Origin of the sequence: Klebsiella sp. BIGb0399, from assembly GCF_003752615.1 — a bacterium.
GTDB lineage: Bacteria > Pseudomonadota > Gammaproteobacteria > Enterobacterales > Enterobacteriaceae > Klebsiella > Klebsiella lignicola.
In genome coordinates, this window is the sequence record NZ_RKHT01000005.1 from 749,425 (window position 1) to 769,445 (window position 20,021).

At 57.8% G+C, this 20,021-nt stretch carries 14 protein-coding genes and 1 riboswitch; of the genes, 6 read left to right on the forward strand and 8 right to left on the reverse strand.

Features of this window, described 5'->3' with window-relative positions; all coding sequences use genetic code 11:
- Positions 1–5: 5 nt before the first annotated feature.
- The 3 genes from EDF82_RS03870 to hpaD all read right to left on the reverse strand — a co-directional run bounded on the left by EDF82_RS03870 (position 6) and on the right by hpaD (position 3,718).
- Entirely contained in the window at positions 6–1,295 is a 1,290-nt protein-coding gene (locus EDF82_RS03870; protein WP_123754285.1) for an FAD-dependent monooxygenase, read from the reverse strand.
- A 79-nt stretch (positions 1,296–1,374) separates the two neighbouring features.
- Entirely contained in the window at positions 1,375–2,616 is a 1,242-nt protein-coding gene (locus EDF82_RS03875; RefSeq protein WP_123754286.1) for a CynX/NimT family MFS transporter, read from the reverse strand.
- Between the two features lie 88 nt (positions 2,617–2,704).
- Positions 2,705–3,718 (reverse strand): 3,4-dihydroxyphenylacetate 2,3-dioxygenase, encoded by a 1,014-nt coding sequence (gene hpaD, locus EDF82_RS03880; protein ID WP_123754287.1) that lies wholly within the window; start codon positions 3,716–3,718, stop codon positions 2,705–2,707.
- Positions 3,719–4,058: 340 nt separating this feature from the next.
- Between hpaD and EDF82_RS03885 the strand changes: the two genes are divergently transcribed.
- The 5 genes from EDF82_RS03885 (at position 4,059) to EDF82_RS03905 (ending at position 10,430) form a co-directional block, all read left to right on the forward strand.
- Entirely contained in the window at positions 4,059–4,490 is a 432-nt protein-coding gene (locus EDF82_RS03885; protein WP_123754288.1) for an OsmC family protein, read from the forward strand.
- A 135-nt stretch (positions 4,491–4,625) separates the two neighbouring features.
- Positions 4,626–5,495: an oxygenase MpaB family protein gene (locus EDF82_RS03890; protein ID WP_123754289.1), complete on the forward strand. Its 870-nt coding sequence runs from the start codon at positions 4,626–4,628 to the stop codon at positions 5,493–5,495.
- 426 nt (positions 5,496–5,921) lie between these two features.
- Positions 5,922–6,839, forward strand: a complete 918-nt coding sequence (locus tag EDF82_RS03895) for a bestrophin family protein (RefSeq protein WP_123754290.1) — start codon at positions 5,922–5,924, stop codon at positions 6,837–6,839.
- A gap of 178 nt (positions 6,840–7,017) precedes the next feature.
- Positions 7,018–9,318, forward strand: coding sequence for an FdhF/YdeP family oxidoreductase (locus tag EDF82_RS03900; protein WP_123754291.1), 2,301 nt, complete (start codon positions 7,018–7,020; stop codon positions 9,316–9,318).
- Positions 9,319–9,545: 227 nt separating this feature from the next.
- The gene (locus EDF82_RS03905) at positions 9,546–10,430 is read left to right on the forward strand and encodes a LysR family transcriptional regulator (protein ID WP_123754292.1); all 885 of its coding nucleotides are present in this window, start codon (positions 9,546–9,548) and stop codon (positions 10,428–10,430) included.
- Positions 10,431–10,449: 19 nt separating this feature from the next.
- Here EDF82_RS03905 and EDF82_RS03910 read toward each other — a convergent pair whose 3' ends face one another.
- From EDF82_RS03910 to katG, 5 genes are all read right to left on the reverse strand, one after another.
- Positions 10,450–10,887, reverse strand: coding sequence for a hypothetical protein (locus tag EDF82_RS03910; RefSeq protein WP_123754293.1), 438 nt, complete (start codon positions 10,885–10,887; stop codon positions 10,450–10,452).
- Between the two features lie 134 nt (positions 10,888–11,021).
- Positions 11,022–12,431 carry an MFS transporter gene (locus EDF82_RS03915; RefSeq protein ID WP_123754294.1) on the reverse strand — a complete coding sequence of 470 codons (1,410 nt, stop codon included), beginning with the start codon at positions 12,429–12,431 and terminating at the stop codon, positions 11,022–11,024.
- 262 nt (positions 12,432–12,693) lie between these two features.
- A complete protein-coding gene (locus EDF82_RS03920) occupies positions 12,694–13,707 on the reverse strand; it encodes an ABC transporter substrate-binding protein (RefSeq protein WP_123754295.1) in 1,014 nt (337 codons plus the stop codon).
- An 8-nt stretch (positions 13,708–13,715) separates the two neighbouring features.
- Positions 13,716–15,839, reverse strand: a complete 2,124-nt coding sequence (locus EDF82_RS03925) for a TonB-dependent siderophore receptor (RefSeq protein ID WP_123754296.1) — start codon at positions 15,837–15,839, stop codon at positions 13,716–13,718.
- A gap of 235 nt (positions 15,840–16,074) precedes the next feature.
- Positions 16,075–18,252 (reverse strand): catalase/peroxidase HPI, encoded by a 2,178-nt coding sequence (gene katG / locus EDF82_RS03930; RefSeq protein ID WP_123754297.1) that lies wholly within the window; start codon positions 18,250–18,252, stop codon positions 16,075–16,077.
- A gap of 548 nt (positions 18,253–18,800) precedes the next feature.
- A riboswitch (guanidine-I (ykkC/yxkD leader) is annotated at positions 18,801–18,899 on the forward strand.
- Positions 18,900–18,958: 59 nt separating this feature from the next.
- Here katG and EDF82_RS03935 point away from each other — a divergent pair.
- The gene (locus EDF82_RS03935) at positions 18,959–20,017 is read left to right on the forward strand and encodes a putative urea ABC transporter substrate-binding protein (RefSeq protein WP_123754298.1); all 1,059 of its coding nucleotides are present in this window, start codon (positions 18,959–18,961) and stop codon (positions 20,015–20,017) included.
- The last annotated feature ends 4 nt before the right edge of the window (positions 20,018–20,021 follow it).

The window sequence follows — 20,021 nt, forward strand, 5'->3', positions numbered from 1 at the left end:
TGTTGTTATTTCTGTTCTGTAGCAAAAACGGACTGATATTTTCCGGGCGCCGCGTTCTCTTTCTGTCCTGGGATCCGCATCCCGGCTTTGGCGTGATATTCGCTAAAAATCGCCAGCGCCTCTTCATGAGGGAAAATGGTTTCGATATCGTCAAACGGCTTACCGCCGCTGCGCTCCTCGACAATCCGGCGCACCACCTCCGGGCCTTCGCCACGGGACGCCAGCACCAGCCAGTTCACCTTGTCGCGGCGCTCTTCTTCGTAGGCCTGCAGTGCGGCGACCGGGTCGCTGATGGCGCTCAGTTTTTCCGCCAGCACCCGGGCGTCAACGAACGCCTGGCACACGCTGTTGCCGCCGCGTGGGTACATGGCATGGGCGGCGTCGCCGAGCAGGGTGATTCGGCCAAACGACCACTGGGGGAGCGGGTCATGATCGATCAGCGGGAACAGGTAGCATTCACGGGCCTGGCGGATCATCTCGCTGACGTTGAGAAAACCGAGCTGGCAGTCGTCGAACACATGTTCGATCTCTTTCACGCCGGTCTGCTGGTTCCAGTCCTCTTCGCTTTGCGGTTTTTCCGCCTGCTCAATCACCCAGTTAACCAGTTGATTGCCCTGACCATCGACGTTGTCCTGAATGGGGTAGACGATCAGGGTGCCCTGACGAATCGGGTCGCCGATGTGCAAAATCGAGCCGCCGGTTTTGATCGGCGGCATCACGGTGACGCCGCGATACAGCGTCAGGCCGGAAAAGTGGCTGCGCTCAGACGCTGGCAGCAGTTGGCTGCGGACCACGGAACGAATGCCGTCGACGCCAATCACCACGTCGGCGCGTACCTGCTGCGGTGCGGCGGGATTCTGGCTGTTGTCGAAGGTCACGGTCACGCCGTGCTGATCCTGAGTGAAATCCACACAGCGGCAGCCGAGAGTAATGGCGTCGGGGCCCAGGCGTTCCTGCACGGCGCGGTAGAGCATCATCTGCAGATGACCGCGGTGCACAAACCGTTGATCATGCTCATACCCCATATGGCGACCGCACTGTTCGCCGAAAATCTGCTGGCCATAGCCGGTGTAGAAGATGGACTCCTGAGCCTCGACGGAGATTGCGCAAAACTCCTCGTAAAGCCCCAGTTCTGTTAACTCTTTCACCGCGTAAGGTTTGATATCCACGCCGACGCCCAGCGGTTTAATTTCCGGCACGGCTTCAAATAAACGTGGGGTAAATCCCTGCTGGTGTAAGCGCAGGGCTGCAGCCAGCCCTGCCGGACCGGCACCAATAATGACGATATCCAACATAATGACTTCCTCAGTGTGTTTTATCGGCAGGCCTGATGGCCTGCCATCGTTAATTCACAAACAGTTAATTCAGCAACCGTTAGTTCACGGACGATTTGTTAATGCCTGCGCGCTCGGTGGCGCGATGTTCAACGGTCGGTTTATGGTTCGGATCGCGTAACCACACGGGGATACCGACCAGGCACACCGCCAGTCCTCCCATCACCAGCAGCGACAGTGAGTGGCCGGTATGGTTGTGCAGCGCATTGAAGAACAGCGGCGGGCCGAGAAACACGCCGATCAACGTCAACTGCGTGATAAGCCCGCTGGTTGCGCCAATGCTGTCCCGCGAAGGCGCCACCACCGGTGCCAGCGCCCACATGCCCACCAGCAGACCGCTGCCGAAGGTAAAGACCCACGACGCCACCAGCGAAGGCCACAGCCCCAACTGCAGGCTGAAGATCATCAGTGCCGGAAGACCCGTAAGCACGATCCCCATCGCCCCAATCAGCGTTGCCCGGACCCCGCGGTTGAGCAGGGCGCCGACCATCAGACAGCCGATGCCGTTACAGACCATCGCCACCACGTTCCAGCGCGAGACCGCCAGCACATCCACGCCATAGCTTTTGGCCAGCCACGGTGCGAGGGTGGTGATCACGCCGGTCTGCAAAAATGCATCAGCACCGAAGGAGATCCCCAGCAGCCACGGCAGCGGGCTTCTCAGGACATCGCGCAGACCCCGGGTTCGCGAGAACATGACCTTTTCTTCCGCACTGCGTCGCGGCAGGCACAGTTGCGCCAGCACCACCAGCAGTAGCGTGAGGATCGAGTGGGCCAGGAACGCCGCCCGCCAGTCGGCAAAATGCTCCGCCAGGCCGGCGGTCAGGAACGGCAGCAGAAAGCTGGCGGGGACAAAGGTCGACCACAGCGCCATCGCCATCGTTCGCTGTTTGCCGGTGGTGATGCGGATCAGCAGCGTCACCGCGGCCACCGCCGTCAGAACGTAGCCGACGCCGGTAATCGCGCGGCAGATAAGCAGCAGCTTGAAGGTCGGAGAAGCAATCACCAGCAGATCGCCGGTGACGATCGCCAGCGCGCCAATCAGCAGCACCACCCGGTCGCCGAAGCGGTCGACGGTGTAGCCCGCCAGCAGCGCACCGAGGGCGACCATCAGGGAAGGGAGCGACATGATCAGCCCCACCTGACCGTGCCCGTTAATCTGAAACTCTCTGGCAATGGCGCCCAGCTCGGTCACCGCCTCGCTGACGGTCATTGCCGCCATCACGCCGAGGGCGTAGGTCACCAGAATTCTGAGGTAAGCATTTTGAAAAAATGTAGCCACAATCGTACTCCTGGATGCTGTTAAGTTTGCTCTCAGGCCGCGTGCGACGCCGGGAGCGATGAGGTACAGCGTGTGACGATGTGCAAAATCAGGCGTCGTTGGCCATGGCCAGGAAGCGCTCCAGATCCGGCGGCTCCACCCGCAGACGCGGCGGCTGCGGCGTGACCCCGACGAAGGTGGTGGCTTCGGTAAACCACTTGTTCTGTGCCGGCAGCCCCCACTGGTCGGCCCGTTTCGGGTCGGCGAGATCCCAGCCGATCGCCGGTTCCGGATCGATGTGCTGGTAATGGGTGTTGAACAGCTCGATGCGGTGCCCGTCGGGGTCGCGGAAATAGATGAACAGCGCGCCGCTGATCCCGTGGCGTCCTGGGCCGCGCTCCAGCTGCGGGGCATAGCCCAGCGCGCCGGCCACATCACAGGCGCGGATCATGTCGTTGGTGTCCGGGATGGTGTAGGCAAAGTGGTGCAGGCGCGGGCCGACGCCGTTGGTAAAGACGATGTCATGCGGGTTGCCTTTGCGCTGCATCCACACACCCCACAGCTGCGTTTCGCCTTCCAGTTCGGACCAGGTGTATTCGCTGGTGCGAAAGCCCAGGCGCTGATAGAAGTCGAAGGCGGTACGCACGTTGCTGGCCTGCAGCTGGTAGTGGTCAAGCCGCTGGGCGCAGGCGCCGCGATAGCGATCGTACTGCTTAAACATTCGCTCACACGGCTCCATGCTGGCGCAGAATTCCAGCGGTACGCCGATGCTGTCATTAACGTGCAGGGTTAATCCCTGCCAGGGAACATCCACCAGTCGGGCATCAATGCCCTGGTCGTTGAAGTAGGCCATCGCCCGCAGAATGTCCTCATCGCTGTGGACCCGCATGCCGATACGCGCACAGCCCGGTTGCGTACTTTTACGCAACACCAGACTGTGGTGACCGCGCTCTTCCAGGCCGCGTAACCAGACGGTGGATGCATCTTCATCGCTGACGATCAGGCCAACCAGCTCGCAATAGAAATGTTTACTTGCCTGCAGGTCCCGTACGTTCAGAACCACATGGCTGGCCCGCGTCACGTTGAAGGGGGGCTGGCCGACGATCTCATTTATGTGCTGCATTGTAGGGTTCTCTCTTTCAGTCATCACTTCAGGTATCGGATAGGTGGCGACTCTGCGGTCGCCTGTGCTGATCAAGACAATGCTCAATTGAGATATATCTTTTATTGCGATATATCGCGTAATGAACTGATAGTAGATGAGCCGAAAAAATTCGCTATCTCGCAATGATGAAAATGTGATCTGTTGCGCGAATGTTAATCATTGTCATTAAGCTGTTAAAAACTGGCCCGCGGCGTGCGCTGTGTTAACGTTTTGTTTTCGATAGAATTGTCCGAATCGGGACCCGAGTTCGCCTACGCCATCTATACTCAGGATTCGACATCTCAACAGGAGCGAATCGATGGCAATCCATAAGAAAGGTCAGGCGCACTGGGAAGGGGATTTGAAAAGCGGGAAGGGGACGGTATCGACCGAAAGCGGCGCGTTGCACCAGCAGCCCTATGGTTTCAATACCCGTTTTGAAGGGGTGAAGGGGACCAACCCCGAAGAGTTGATTGGTGCGGCGCATGCCGCCTGTTTCTCGATGGCGCTATCGCTGATGTTGAGCGAAGAGGGGTACACGGCCACGTCGATTGACACGGTCGCCGTGGTGACCCTGGATAAATCCGGCGGCGGTTTTGCCATTACTCAGGTGGCGTTGCAGAGCCAGATAGTCCTGCCGGGCATTGATGCGGCGGCCTTTGATGGCATTATTCAGAAAGCAAAAGCCGGCTGCCCGGTATCGCAGGTGCTCAACGCCGAAATTAGTCTCGACTACCAGCTAAATCCTTGAGCCTCCGGTGCCCGTTTGCTGCGGGCACTTTCTCCACCGCGTTACGCGGAATATCATCATCCGGGTTAAATTTCGGGCCAGTTTCGCGCCAGATAGTGGTATCTTTTGCCGTCACGGACAGCATCAGGCACAGCAATGACCCGCATACGAGAAGCGATCGAGGCCCAGGTTCTGGGGCTCACCGGTATGGCATTAAAAGAGATTGATTTTGAGCAGCCGAAAGGGGAACCGGGGCTGTTTGGTCCGTCCTCCGCCATCTGGCAGATACATGGCGATTTCACTTCGATGCTGTGCGGCGGCATCAGCGCCTTGCTGTTGCAGATGCTGCACCCGCTGGCGCTGGCCGGCGTCTGGGATCACTCCAACTTTCGTGACGATATCTTTGGCCGCCTGCGGCGCACCAGCCAGTTTATTTCTGCCACCACCTTTGGCGCCACTCATGACGCCGAGCGCCTGATTGCCAAAGTGCGCGGGATTCACCTGCGGGTCAGCGGCTGGGACAAAGACGGTACCGCATATGAAGCCAGCGACCCGGCGCTGTTGACCTGGGTGCATGTGGCGGAATGCAGCAGCTTTATGGCGTCGCACCTGCGCTACAAGCGCACCGTAGTCAGCGAAGCGCAGCAAACGCAATATTTTCATGAAGCGGCGGAAATAGCCCGCCGTCTGGGGGCGCGGGATATTCCGCTGACTCCGCGCCAGGTGGCGGAGTATCTGCAGGATATGCGCCCGTCGCTGCGCTGCGATGAACGCACGCGGGAGGTGGCCGATGTGTTGCTCAACACCCGATTACCCAGCCGCCTGAGCCAGCCGGTGGGGCAGTTGCTGATGCGTGCCGGGGTAGATCTGTTACCGCCCTGGGCGCAGGAGATGCTGTCGCTGCGACAACATCCTGTGCAGCGGCATACCGCGAGGCTGGCGGTGCATGGGGTGGCCAGAGTGCTGCGGGCTTCGGTGCGTAATGGGGCTTATCATTGTGCAATGCGCCGCATGAGCGAGCATTAATTAACATATATAAATGAGTGTGTATTCATTATTTCCTGGCGCGACATGCCCCATGATAATGCTATTTTTCCGGTGCCGGACGTTATTTCGTTAGTATATATTTCGCCCGCGCAAACGTATTATTTCGGGTGCCGAAACGTGCGCGGACGTTATTTCCCACGCTGGCGAGAAAATGGCCGCTATTTGCTGTTTATCGCCACTACGGCGGCCGATGCCGCATGATAGCTGGTTCCACGCGCCGCAGGTGCAGGATTGCCTGAACGCGAAAAAGGGACCATACTTGATCCGCCATTATTCCATCGCTGGTTTATGGTTATTCACCAACGCGCGTACGCTTGCAGTATGCCGGGGATTTGTTCAATACAATAAGCCAATCGGTTAATAGCCTGACGCTATTGCCAGAATCGGCATTCAGGAAGTTAGCTCATGATCATTCGACCAGAACAACACTGGTTTCTTCGCCTGTTTGACTGGCATGGCTCCGTGCTGTCAAAAATCGTTTTTCGCCTGCTGTTGAATGTCCTGATGTCGGTGACCGCCATCATCAGCTATCAGTGGTATGAACAGCTGGGGATCCACCTGACCGTGGCGCCGTTTAGCTTACTGGGGATTGCCATCGCCATTTTCCTCGGCTTTCGTAACAGCGCCAGCTACAACCGTTTTGTCGAAGCGCGCAATCTGTGGGGCACGGTGCTGATTGCCGAGCGCACCCTGATGCGGCAGCTGAAAAACATCCTGCCGGCAGAGCATCACACCCATCAAAAAATCGCCAGCTATCTGGTTGCCTTCGGCTGGAGCCTGAAACACCAGCTGCGAAAAACCGATCCCCAGGCCGACCTCAACCGGCTACTGCCTGCAGAAACGGTGGCGGAGATCCTCGGCAGCGCGATGCCGACTAACCGCATCCTGGTGCTGGTGGGCAACGAGTTAGGACAGCTGCGGGCCGACGGCAAGGTGAGCGATATCACCTACGGCCTGATGGACAATAAACTCGACGAGTTGGCTCATGTGCTTGGCGGCTGCGAGCGGCTGGCCGGCACGCCGGTGCCGTTTGCTTATACCCTGATTTTGCAGCGCACCGTCTACCTGTTCTGCTCGTTGCTGCCGTTCGCTCTGGTGGGGGATCTGCACTACATGACGCCGTTTGTCTCGGTGTTTATCTCGTACACCTTTTTGTCCTGGGATTCGCTGGCGGAAGAGCTGGAAGATCCGTTTGGCACCGCGGCGAACGATTTACCCCTCAACGCCATGTGCAACACCATTGAGCGCAACCTGCTGGATATGACCGGACAGCACCCGCTACCGGAGCCGCTGCGTCCCGACCGCTACTACAACCTGACCTGATCGACTGCCGGGCATGACTGTTAAATAAGTTAAATCTAACGCGTGATAGATAACATTGATTATACAGTTCTGCGCCTGATTGTTATGCTTTCGTTAACAAAACGTCCGCCTGCGGTTATCGCGGCGGACGTATCGTTTTTACGTCGACCCGCCGTTCGACGGGCATTCAGGAGCAGATATGAACATGAAAAGACGCGCAGTGCCTGGCGTGCATCCTTATGACGGTCCGGCCGGCGGCTGGGGCGCGCTGAAAGCGACCGCCATTGCTGTGCGTACCCAAATGGATGCCCTCGTTGCGCCGCAAACGCTGCTTCGCACCAACCAACCGGATGGTTTTGACTGCCCCGGCTGCGCGTGGCCGGACAAAGAGCACAAGTCGACCTTCCAGTTTTGTGAAAACGGTGCCAAAGCGGTGACCTGGGAAGCGACCAGCAAGCGCGTGACCCCGGCATTTCTGGCGGCAAACACCGTCAGCTCGCTGCTGGCAAAAAGCGATTTTGAACTGGAAGGCTACGGGCGTATCACCACGCCGCTGGTCTACGACCGGGGCAGCGACACGCTGCGTCCAACCTCATGGGAGCAGGCTTTCGCGCGTATCGGCGAGGTGGTCAGCACCATGGCGCCGGACGAAGTGGAATTCTATACCTCCGGTCGTGCCTCCAACGAAGCGGCTTATCTGTTCCAGTTGTTTGCTCGCGAACTGGGTACCAACAACTTCCCGGATTGCTCCAATATGTGCCATGAATCGACCAGCGTCGGGCTGCCGCAGTCGATCGGGATTGGCAAAGGCACGGTTTCGCTGGATGACTTTGACACCACCGAACTGGTGATTTCTATCGGCCATAACCCCGGCACCAACCATCCGCGCATGATGGGCACGTTGCATGAACTGTCGCGCCGTGGGGTGCCGATTATCGTCTTTAACCCGTTGAAAGAACGCGCGCTGGAGCGTTTTGCCGATCCGCAAAACGTTATCGAGATGGCGACCTATGGCTCCACGGATATCGCCTCAACCTATTTCCAGGTCAAGGCGGGCGGCGACGCGGCGGCGCTGAAGGGCATTGCCCGGGCGCTGCTGGAGATGGAAGAAGCGCAGGGTAACGTGCTCGACCGGCAGTTTATCGCCGAGCATACCCAGAACTTTCAGGCCTTCGCCGACGATTTACTCGCCACCCAGTGGCAGGATATCGAGCGTGAATCCGGCCTGACCCGCGCGGACCTGCAGCGGGTGGCGCAGGCCTATGCGGCATCAAAGGCGACGATCGTCACCTACGGCATGGGGATCACCCAGCACAATAAAGGGACCTCGAACGTCCGGTTGATCGCCGACCTGCTGCTGATGCGCGGCAATATCGGTAAACCCGGCGCCGGGATCTGCCCGTTACGCGGTCACTCAAACGTTCAGGGAAACCGCACCGTCGGCATTACCGAGAAACCGAGCGCCAGCTTCCTCGCGAAGTTGCAGGCGGAGTTTGGTTTCGTGCCGCCGCAGCAACATGGCCATGATGCGGTGAAAGCGCTGCAGGCGATGATCGAGGGTAAATCGAAGGTGCTGTTGTGCCTGGGCGGTAACTTTGCGGTGGCGATGCCCGATCATGAGCGGGCCTTCCCGGCGATGCGCGGGCTGGATCTCAGCGTGCATGTTGGCACCAAACTGAACCGCTCGCATCTGCTGGTGGCGAAAGAGACCTTTATTCTGCCGTGCCTGGGGCGTACCGAGCTGGATGAACAGGAGACCGGGCGCCAGTCGATCACCGTGGAAGATTCGATGTCGATGGTTCACGCCTCGTCGGGCAAGCTGAAACCGGCTTCGCCGCAGCTGCGTTCGGAGCCGGCGATTGTGGCCGGTATGGCGATGGCGGCGTTGCCCGCCACTAAAATCGACTGGCTTTCGCTGGTGGCGGACTACGATCGTATCCGCGATCTGATCGAGCGCACCATCCCCGGTTTTGACAACTACAACCAGCGCATTCGCCACCCGGGCGGTTTCCGGATGCCGCTGCCGCCGACGGAGCGTATCTGGCCGACCCCGAGCGGTAAGGCGATGTTCTCGGTGTTCCACGGGGTTCATGAAAATGTGCAGGTCGAAGGCGAGGAGGTAATGCGCCTGGTGACCTTGCGCAGCCACGATCAGTACAACACCACCATTTACGCTATGGATGACCGCTACCGCGGCATTTTCGGCCGCCGTGACGTGCTGTTTATGAACGAGCAGGATATGGCGAAGCAGGGGTTTGAGCATGGTGACCGGGTGGATATCACCACCGCCTTGCCGGACAGCGACCTGCGGCTGGAGGATATTACCCTGGTGGCCTACAGCATCGCTCCCGGCACCGTCGGCGCCTACTATCCGGAAGCTAACGTGCTGGTTCCGCTGGACTATATCGATCAAGAGAGCGGCACGCCGTCGTATAAATCGGTGCCGATTCGTCTGACTCTGCGTTCGAAAGAGATCCTGCCGCTCGCAGGCGTGCGCTAATCCCTCCCGTCCGGCTGCCGGTACCCACCGGCGGTCGGATGGTCACCATTGACATCCCCCCAATCACCGGTACTGAACAGCACGGTATCGCCTGCGTATTCCCGGCGCGGCTTGTATTTGGCCGATGCGGAACGTAACATTTAGCTAACATGTTTTTTTCCGCGACGAACGAGGTCTGCATCGTCGCGAGGTTCGTCATTAGCGGACGGTTCTACACCGGGTCAACCATGGATATCAAACAGCTCAAATACCTGATCGCCCTCGATCAAACCCGTCACTTTGGTCAGGCCGCGGCGCTTTGCCATATCACCCAGCCCACTTTATCCATGCGTATCCGCAGTCTGGAAGAGGAGCTGAATCTGGTGCTGATCCAGCGAGGACAGCGCTTCGAGGGCTTTACGGCGGAGGGCGAGCGCATTCTGGCGTGGGCGCGGGCGCTGCTGGCGGCCCATGACGGGCTGGAAGCGGAAGCGGCGATTTGCCGCGGTCAGATGGTGGGGCAGCTACGGGTCGGAATGGTGCCGCTGGCCAGCCTGAACCCGATGCAGTTGATTAAACCGCTCAGCGAGAAATATCCCGAGCTGCAGTTCAGCCTGCTGTCGCTGACTTCTGAGCAGATTATCGACGGCGTGAGCCGCAACCAGCTCGATCTTGGGATCTGTTATCTGCACCATGTCGACAGTCAGCTGTTCCACGTGCAGTGGCTGCCGACCACGCGGATGGGGCTGCTGCACGATAAACGCCATTTTCAGTTTGCCCAGGGCACCCCGGACTGGGAGACGCTGGCCGCCTTGCCGCTCGGTTTTCTCACCAAAGGCATGTACTACCGCGAATCTATCGAGATGAGCTTTAAGGGTAAAGGGCTGACGCCGAAAACGGTGTTTGAAAGCGACTCGACCTTCCAGATAATCCAGGCGGTACAGGCCGGGATCTGCTGCGCGATTATGCCGCTCAACAATGGTCTGGAAGCGCTAAGCGATAACCTCGATATTATTCCCATCGCCGAAACCGAAGTGGATTCCATGCTGGCGCTGATTATGCGCAATAAAGAGCCGGTGTCGTCGCTGGCGGAAAAATGCTTTGCCGATGCTCAGCGGATATTTAACGAGTAGCCGTTACCCTGAAGACTTATTATTTGCAGCCATCCTGATTGAGACGGGTAAATAACGTTTCGAAGGATTCTTCGTGCAGAATATCGCCTTGCAGCACCGAGACTTTAAGGTCAAATGAGGGCGAAAACAGCGCAATGAGATCGGGGTAATTGAGCTGGCGCAACCCGCAGGCGGCATACAGCTTGCCGGCAGGGGTGGTGGATGCGGCCCGGGCCACCATCACCAGTGTGTTGACGGCATCAGCCGACGCAACGAGGGTGGCCAGCGCCTGCTGTTCATCGTTGTTGTGCGCCATAAAACCGTTAGCACCCCGGGAAAAATAACCAGCGGCACTGATTTTATCGCCCGGCAGCGGTGCTGATTGTGCCGCGAGAGCAGACGTTGACAGAACGGCGATTAATGCCAGCACCAGCCGGCTGGGAAGTGCGGTGGACTTTCTTTTTCCATTGATAGACATGATGACGCTCCTTGTCATGGGGATAATAACGGCTGACAGGAGTAATAACATGGTGACCGGTAGCGCGCAATGAAGCCACTGTGGTTTCTGGAAGCGCGCCGCCAGGAATTACCCGGCGGCGCGGCACGCGGTTATCAGATATCTTCCAGCTGAATACCGCGGGTTTTCGGGCCAAAAATACCCACCGACAGCATCACCATCAGCATACTGACCACGATAAAGCTAATCACCCCCGGCGCCCCGGCGTATTGCAGAATAATACCGATCAGAATACTGGTTATCGCCGTTGACAGGCGGCTGAAGGAGTAGCAGAAGCCAACCGCGCGGGCGCGAATATGGGTCGGGAACACCTCGGCCTGATAGGCGTGGTAGCTGATGGTCAACCAGGCGTTAGACCAGGTGATCATAAAGCCGCAGAACACCAGCATCACCGGGTTGTTCTGCAGGGCAAACAGGGTACCGAACACCACCGTCATCAGCGCCGAAAGCACGATTTGCCATTTGTTCTCAAAGCGGTGAACAAAACGGGTGCAGAACAGGCAACCAATCGGGTAGGCGAGGGTAATGAAAAAGGCGTACAGCAGGCTGTGGGTAATGCTGGCGCCCTGGCCGGACAGCAGCGCCGGCAGCCAGTTGCCGAAACCAAAGAAGCCAATCGCCTGGAAGAAGTTCATCACCATCAGCATGATCGTGCGGCGGCGATACTCCGGCGCCCAGATGGTTTTAAACGAGCCGGTTGTGCGCTGGGCCTGGCTGGTGTCGGGCTGATGCGGTGCCGAAGGGGCGATACCGCAGCGTTGTTCCATCTCGCTCATCACCGCGTGGGCGTCCTGATGACGGCCTTTTACTTCCAGCCAGCGGGCGGACTCCGGCAGTTTTTTACGAATCACCCAGATGATCAGCGAACACAGGGCGCCGAAAATAATCACCCAGCGCCAGCCGGTGAGGCCGAAGAGGGTGATCGGCACCAGCATCCACGACATCAGCGCCACGGCGGGCACCGACAGAAACTGAATAAAGAAAGCGAAGGCAAAGGCCTTGTTGCGCAGGTGCGTCGGCACCCATTCGCTCAGGTAGGTATCGATAGTGACCAGCTCAATACCCAGCCCGATACCCACCAGGAAGCGGCAGAAGATCACCCCTTCGGCGCTGTTCTGAAAGGCCATCAGCAGCGAAAACACGCCGTACCACGCCAGCGCAAACATAAACGTCAGGCGGCGGCCCAGCTTGTCCGCCAGCGGTGCCAGCAGGCTGGCGCCGATAAACAATCCGAAGAAGGTGGCCGAGGCAAACGCGGCCTGATCCGAGATGCCAAAAATTCCCTGTTGTCCGGTATGGAAGATGTTTTCGGCCAGCAGACCGGTACTGATATAGCCGGTCTGGAAAAGATCGTAGAGTTCAAAGAAGCCGCCCAGCGCCAGGAGCGTAATAAACGACCACAGGCCGAATGAGGCCGGCAGGGCATCAATACGCTGGGTTAAGCTGGTGTGGGAGTGTCCTGGGGATGCAAAAGGCGCATCCCCCAGAACCTGGGTGGTAGACATATTATTATTTTCCTCAGATAAAATGTTTGCCTGCTAATGTTATTGGATTGTTAATGGTTTTAAATTTTTAATTGCTCTTCTCATTAACATTCTTCAGCGAAAAATCTGGTCATATCGAGAGGTTGTGGAGAAGTGAACTGGTTTGCGTCAGCTTGAACCGGTGAATTTGAAGGATATGACTTAGCGAGAGGGGGAATCGGACAGGATGAGAAGGGACGGCACTGAAACCAAATGGCCCCGTTTTAGCGGGGCCACCCGGCGATTATTTCCCCTCCGGTGGCAACGCCTGCAATATCCGCTTAGCTTGTGACTCAGTCAGCGGGTAATCAAAGAAACGCTGATAAAAATCGCGGGTGATGGCCGTCATGTCGAGGTCGGCGAAGCGCTGCGGTTGCAGCTGCTTTGCCGCCCATTGGATCTGCAACGCGCTTTCAGTGCCGTAGCGATCCCAGGGGAAAACCCCCGCCGGATTCTGCCAGACCTTGCCCTTTTTCACCGCCTGCAGCGTCGAGAAAAGTTGACCATAAGCCGAGTGCGCTAAATCGCCGCATCCGGGGCCGAGGATGATCGCATCTGGCTGCCAGGCGAGGACTTTCTCCGGGGAGATCTCCTGCATATTGCCGACAATCCCGCTGGCGGCGTTTTGCCCGCCGGCCAGCTGAATCCAGGTATCGATCAGCGTATTGCTGCCGTCAACCTTGAGTGGTTTCAGCGACTGGATATGCAACACGCGCGGCCGTTCGGTAGAGGGTAAATCCCGAGTCCGCTCCCCGACATGGGCAAGAACCTGCTGTAGATACTGGTTGTAGGCCCGTGCTCTGGCCTGCGTTTCGGGCGTACCGAAGACCTCAGCGGTTGTTGCCACGGCATGGGCCAGCGACGGGTAGTCGGTAAAGCGCATTTCCATCACCGCCAATCCTGCCTGGCGGTAAGCGTCGGCATCGCCGTTGCCCTGCGCGACAAACACCACCTGAGCACCCCGCGCCAGCAGTGCCTCGCTGGTGAAGTGCGGGCCACGGCTTATCAGCGCCTGAGTGAGCCGGGGATCGAGATAGAACATCCACGGACGGCTATCCGGACGATTAACCGTCGCTACGATGCGGTCCCCGACGCCAAGTGTCATCAGCAGCGAGTGGTGCGCATACCAGCCTTCCGCCACCTGAGTCACCCGATCCGGTAGGATCACCCGGTTACCGGCGTCGTCCGTTACCTGGCGTTCGGCCAGCGCGGGGAAGGCCAACAGCAACATCAACAGACCAGCGGCGATTTTTTTCATGCTATTCCTCAGAAATCAAACTGAACCGAAGCCGTCGCTTCACGCGGTGCACCGAGTTGGGCGCTGGCGTAACCGGCGCCGGTATAGCCCGTCAGCGCACCAGGCACGATATTGGTCCAGTAGTGACGATTGGTGATGTTAGTGACTGCTAACCTGAAGGTCGTGTCGGTGCCGAACACACGGGTGCGATAATTGCTGCCGATATCAACGGTGGTATAGCTGCTGACCCAGCTGTCGTTGGCATTATCGGTGGCGCGACGTCCGACGTAGTGGATATTGCCGTTGACGTCGAGTCCCGGCAGCGCATCGATGCTGTAAATCGCCAGCATGTTGGCGGTAAAGCGCGGCAGACCGACCACCTGCTTATCATCCGCATCGGCGCTGGCGGTGTTATGCAGACGTGGGTCGAGCCAGGTTCCTCCGCCGAGTAGCCGCAGGTTGCGAGTGACGTGGCCATCGGCCATTAATTCCAGACCACGGTTCTTTTGCGTACCGTCTTCAGCAAAATAACCGCTGTCGTTGGTGTAGGCGAACGGACGTTCGGCCTGGAAAAGCGCGGCGGTTAAGAGCAGGTCGCGGTGTGGCGCATATTTCGCGCCGACCTCCACCTGATGACTACGATACGGGTCGAGGACATCTCCGGCATTTTTCGCCCCGGTCGGGGCCGTGTCGCCCTGTTGCATGCTGTTGGCCCACGTCGTATAGAGCGTCACATTCTCTACCGGTTTATACATCAGGCTGGCTGAGCCGCTGGCGCCCCGGTCATTATGATTACTGCTGCGATTGCCGCTTTTATTGTAGTTGTCGACGGTGAACAGGTTTTCGCTACCCGAGAGCAACAGGCTCCACTGTGGATTGAAAGTCAGAGTATCGCTCAGTAAAAAAACGTGCTGCGTGGTGGTCGCTGAATGATAGCGGTCGGTAAAGTCAGGGTATGCGGGACGGGCATAATCCGGCGACTCGTCCAGCGATGAGTGTCCCAACGTTTGGGTACCTCCATCGTGCGGATTGTAGTTTTTCCATACGAATCCACGTATCCCCACCGCCAGGTCATGTTGTAGCCAGCCGGTCTCCACGCTGCCGGTAAGATTGGCAAGGTAGCTGTTGATGGTAAATCGGCTGGCGGCAGAGTTTGCCGTTGTGGTGGTGTAATGGCCGTGATTATCGGTGAGCGTATTGGTCACGGTGGTGGATTCACGGCCAGCAATCTGGCGCAGCACGCCGACGTCCAGCAACCAGTTACCGTCAAAATCATGCTTAATATGCAGGCTTGCGGTGGTGGTGGTGTCATCGTTACCGGCATAGTACTGACCATATTTGCTTTTGGTCGGGTCAAGCGGCGATGGGAAGTGGGTGCCTTTTGCCAGGGCAAAGGAGCCGGGAAGTCCTTTTTGATAGAAGTGGTAGTAGCTGAAATTGCTCTCCAGCACCGTCTGATCGGTCAACTGGTAATCGAGCGCCAGACCGGCATACTGGTTGCGCTGGCGGCTGCCGTGAGTATAGCTGCTACCGTCCTGATCCATCAGGTTCAGGCGGTATTTCAATCTGTCTCCCGCATCCAGCGGGCCGCTGAGATCCAGCGCGGCATTCGCACCGGAAGCAGTCCCGCCGCCTACGGTCACCCTGCGCAGCGGCACATCGGTGGGCCGTTTTGACACCAGATTAAACATCCCGGCCGGGTTCGCCGGGCCATATAGCGCGCCGACCATGCCGTTCAGCACTTCGATACGCTGAAACTGTTCGGCGGGGTACTCGGTGGTCGATACCGCGTTCAGACCATCAATCATGTTGTTCTGGACGACGCTACCCTGCATGCCGCGAGTCTGGGGCCGAACACCGTCGCCCTGGACGGAGGGCAGATAACGATAGATATCTTTGACGCTGCTGGCCTGCACCTGACGAGTCAGAGAGTCCGACAGCGTCTGCACGGACCACGGAACGTTAATCAGTTTCTGCTTACCGAGGTTGCCCAACGTGGCCTGCTGTTCAGCGGCAGGCGTAACATCATCAAGGGATTGCGTTTGCGGTTCTGCGGTAACAATCATGGTTTCTGCCGCATATGCCGGGGTCGCCAGCAAAACGGGCGAACAGGGAATCATCCCGGTTAATAAAACGAGTTTATATGAGCGCATTAATTTTAAGTTCAGACGAATGAAAGCGGAGTAAGGCGGGGAAAACCTCGTCTCAGTCTGAAGGGTACGGTTTTTATTTGTATGACAAAAAAATAAAGAATATCGCTGTATATGTCAATATATAGCGGTGGTTTATATGTGATTTATGCCAGCCGTTTGATTAAGCGGCAGCGTTTGCGGGGTTCACATTGAAGGGAAAAACCCCGGCGGGCAAGGCGCCAGCCGGGGAGGGAGATTACAGATCGTAACGGTCGAGGTTCATGACTTTGGTCCAGGCGGCAACAAAGTCTTTCACCAGTTTCTGCTGGGCATCCTGGCAGGCGTAAACTTCCGCCAGGGCGCGCAGTACCGAGTTCGAGCCGAAGACCAGATCGGCGCGCGTCGCGGTGTACTTGCTTTCGCCGCTATTACGATCGCGACCTTCAAACAGTTCACCCTGTTCGTCGGTGGCGTTCCAGACTGTGGACATGCTGAGTAAGTTGACGAAGTAGTCGTTGCTCAGAACGCCGACGCGGTCGGTAAAGACCCCGTGCTGACTGCCGTCATAGTTGGCGCCCAGCACCCGCAGGCCGCCGACCAGTACGGTCATTTCCGGCGCGGTCAGGGTTAACTGCTGCGCTTTATCCAGCAGTAAGGTTTCGGTCGATACGCCACCTTCAATGCGGCGATAGTTACGGAAACCATCCGCCAGCGGCTCCAGCAGATCGAACGCTTCGATATCGGTCTGATCCTGACGCGCATCTACGCGACCCGCTGCAAAAGGTACGCTGACCTGCACCCCGGCGGCTGCCGCGGCTTGTTCAACACCCACCACACCGGCCAGCACGATGATATCCGCCAGCGACGCTTTGCCTGAAGCTTTCTGAATCGCCTGCAGCGTTGGCAGAACCTTCGCCGCAATCGCGTTAACCGGCCAGTCTTTTTGCGGAGCCAGCGCCAGACGCGCGCCGTTGGCGCCGCCACGTTTGTCACCGCCACGGAAGGTAGACGCGGAGGCCCAGGCCACCGAGATCAGCTCACTAACTGGCAGGCCAGCATCAGCGATAGCGGTTTTCAGCGTCGCAATATCCGCCGGGGTTGGGTTATGGCTGGCCGCCGGTAACGGGTCCTGCCAGATCAGATCTTCTTTCGGGACTTCCGGGCCGAGGTAACGGGATTTTGGCCCCATATCACGGTGGATCAGTTTGAACCAGGCGCGGGCAAAGGCTTCATTGAAGGCCTGCGGATCGTTCAGGAAACGGCGGGAAATTTTGCCAAATTCCGGGTCGAAGCGCAGCGTCAGGTCGGTGACCAGCATCGTCGGCTTACGTTTTTTCTCCGGATCGAACGGATCGGGGATCACATCCGGTGCGTCTTTGGCTTCGAACTGAATGGCGCCTGCCGGGCTACGGGTCTGGACCCACTCATATTTGAACAGGTTCTCGAAGAAGTAGTTGCTCCACTGGGTCGGGGTCTGGGTCCAGACCACTTCAAGACCCGAGGTGATGGCATCGGCACCCGCGCCGCTGCCGAAGCTGCTGGTCCAGCCGAGCCCTTGAGCCTCGATCGGTGCGGCTTCTGGTTCCGCGCCCACGTGGCTGGTGACTGCGGCACCGTGGGTTTTACCCAGGGTATGACCGCCGGCAATCAGGGCAACGATCTCTTCATCATCCATCGCCATGTTGCCGAAGGTGGCACGAATAGCGGCGGCGGCGGAGAGCGGGTCACCGCTGGCGTTCGGGCCTTCCGGGTTGACGTAGATCAGACCCATCTCAGTGGCCCCCAGCGGCTGTTGGGTCAGGCTTTCCGGGTGACGGTGTTCGAGCCAGGCTTTCTCATTACCCCAGTCAACGTCGAGATCCGGTTCCCAGACGTCTTCACGACCGGCGCCGAAACCAAAGGTGCGGAAACCGGCGTTTTCCAGCGCCACGTTACCGGCCAGCATATACAGGTCGGCCCAGGAAATTTTCTGGCCATATTTTTGTTTCACCGGCCACAGCAGGCGGCGGGCTTTATCGAGGCTGACGTTGTCCGGCCAGGAGTTCAGCGGCGCAAAACGCTGCTGGCCGCGACCCGCGCCGCCACGTCCGTCAACGGTACGATAGGTACCGGCGCCGTGCCAGGCCATACGAATAAACAGCCCGATATAGCTACCCCAGTCTGCCGGCCACCACTCCTGGGAATCGGTCAGCAGCGCGCGCAGGTCGGCCTTCAGCGCGGGGTAGTCGAGTTTCTTAAACTCTTCACGGTAGTTAAAATTCTCACCCAACGGGTTTGAGCGGTTGGAATGCTGGCTCAGCAGATCAACGCGCAGTTGATTCGGCCACCAGTCGCGGTTGCTGGTGCCGCCACCGGCACTTTGTGTGGGCGTCCCTGTGTGAAAAGGGCACTTCCCGGCGGATGCGTTGTTCGATGGATCGTTCGACGTGCTCATATCAGGCTCCGTTTGCTTTTGTGAATGCCATTACGATATACATTGCTTCCAATAACTGATACTCGAATGAATCTACGGAATTAATAGTTATATCCTTTTAACAATGGGCGATAAAGAAATCCATATATTAGTTGTGGGTAAGTGCAAAATACGTAAAGTCACTTAGAGGACCCTTATGCTTATGCTTATGCACATTCTCATTAGCTAATCAGTATAGGACACTGCCGCGACTCGTCTGGCGATAAAAGCAGCACTTACATAAAAGCTAAGCATGTGAATTCCAGTGAGTTACTGCTCACAGAGGCAGAAAAGGAGAAATAACCTGCCGGTGGGCCTGGTTTCTCGCGGTTATTCCGCCGTATTGCCCGACGGTTATTTTGCCGGGCAGACGGCCTGCACCAATTCGACGCATTGCCCCAAAACGACTCCCCATTGTGGTGTCATTCCCCGAAAAAATCAGATATCAGACTGAATTTACGCGCTTTATTTTCTGGCATGCACTTTGCTTTTACTCTTGCAGAAGGCAGCGCAACAGACCATTGAGATGACCAATAGCTGGCTAGGGTTCCGGTTCATATAAATGAACGTCTGGTCCGAGAGCTGGCGACCTCTGCGAGGTTACACGGCGGGACAAAAGCCCGGGAGACAGCAGCACCGTCAGGTGTCGCGCTGCTCCTGTTATTTTTGTGCCAACCAGAGGTTCATCATGAAGAGATCCCGCGTCATCCGTAGTTTTGTGTTATCGCTGGCGCTGCTGGCCAGCACTCCTTCCTTCGCCGCCGTCAAAAAAGAGTTCAACGTCTGCTGGACTATCTATGCCGGCTGGATGCCCTGGGGCGCCATCAGTAACGAAAAAATCATTGATAAATGGGCCACTAAGTACGGCATTAAAATCAATATCGTTCAGCTCAACGACTACATCGAGTCGATTAACCAGTACACCGCCGGCCAGTTTGATGGCTGCACCATGACCAACATGGATGCGCTGACCATTCCTGCGGCAGGTGGCGTCGACACCACCGCGCTGATCGCCGGCAGCTATTCCGACGGCAATGACGGCATCGTGCTGAAAGGCGTTGATAAAAAGCTCGGCGATCTGAAAGGGATGCAGGTGTATCTCCCGGAACTGTCGGTATCGCATTATCTGTTGGTTCGCGGCCTTGAGAAGGCGGGCCTGCAGGAAAAAGATGTCAAAGTGGTGAACACCTCCGACGCCGATATTGTCTCGGCCTTCGGCACCAACAGCGTCCGTGCCACCGTGGCGTGGAACCCGCAGCTGTCGGCCATCAAAAAGACCCCGCAAACCACTGAAGTCTTTAGCTCAGCCCAGGTGCCTGGTGAGCTTATCGATATGATGGTGGTCAACACCCAAACCCTGAAAGATAACCCGGCGCTGGGTAAAGCCTTGACCGGCGCCTGGTTTGAAATGATGAGCAAAATGCACGCCGGTGATAAACCCGCGCTGAGCGCAATGGCGGCGGACTCCGGAACCGATCTCGCCGGTTACCAGGCACAGCTGAAAACGACCCATCTGTTCTGGACCCCGGCCGAGGCTCTGACCTTTATCAGCGACCCGGAGCTGGCAAAAACCATGCAGCGGGTGGCGCAGTTCTCCTTTGATAAAGGGCTGCTCGGTGAGGGGGCGCAAAGCGCCGACTTCATCGGCATGGGCTTCCCGGGCAACGTCACCGTCGGCGACAGCGGCAACGTCCGCCTGCGCTTTGACGACAGCTACCTGAAAATGGCCGCCGCAGGCCAGCTCTGATCCT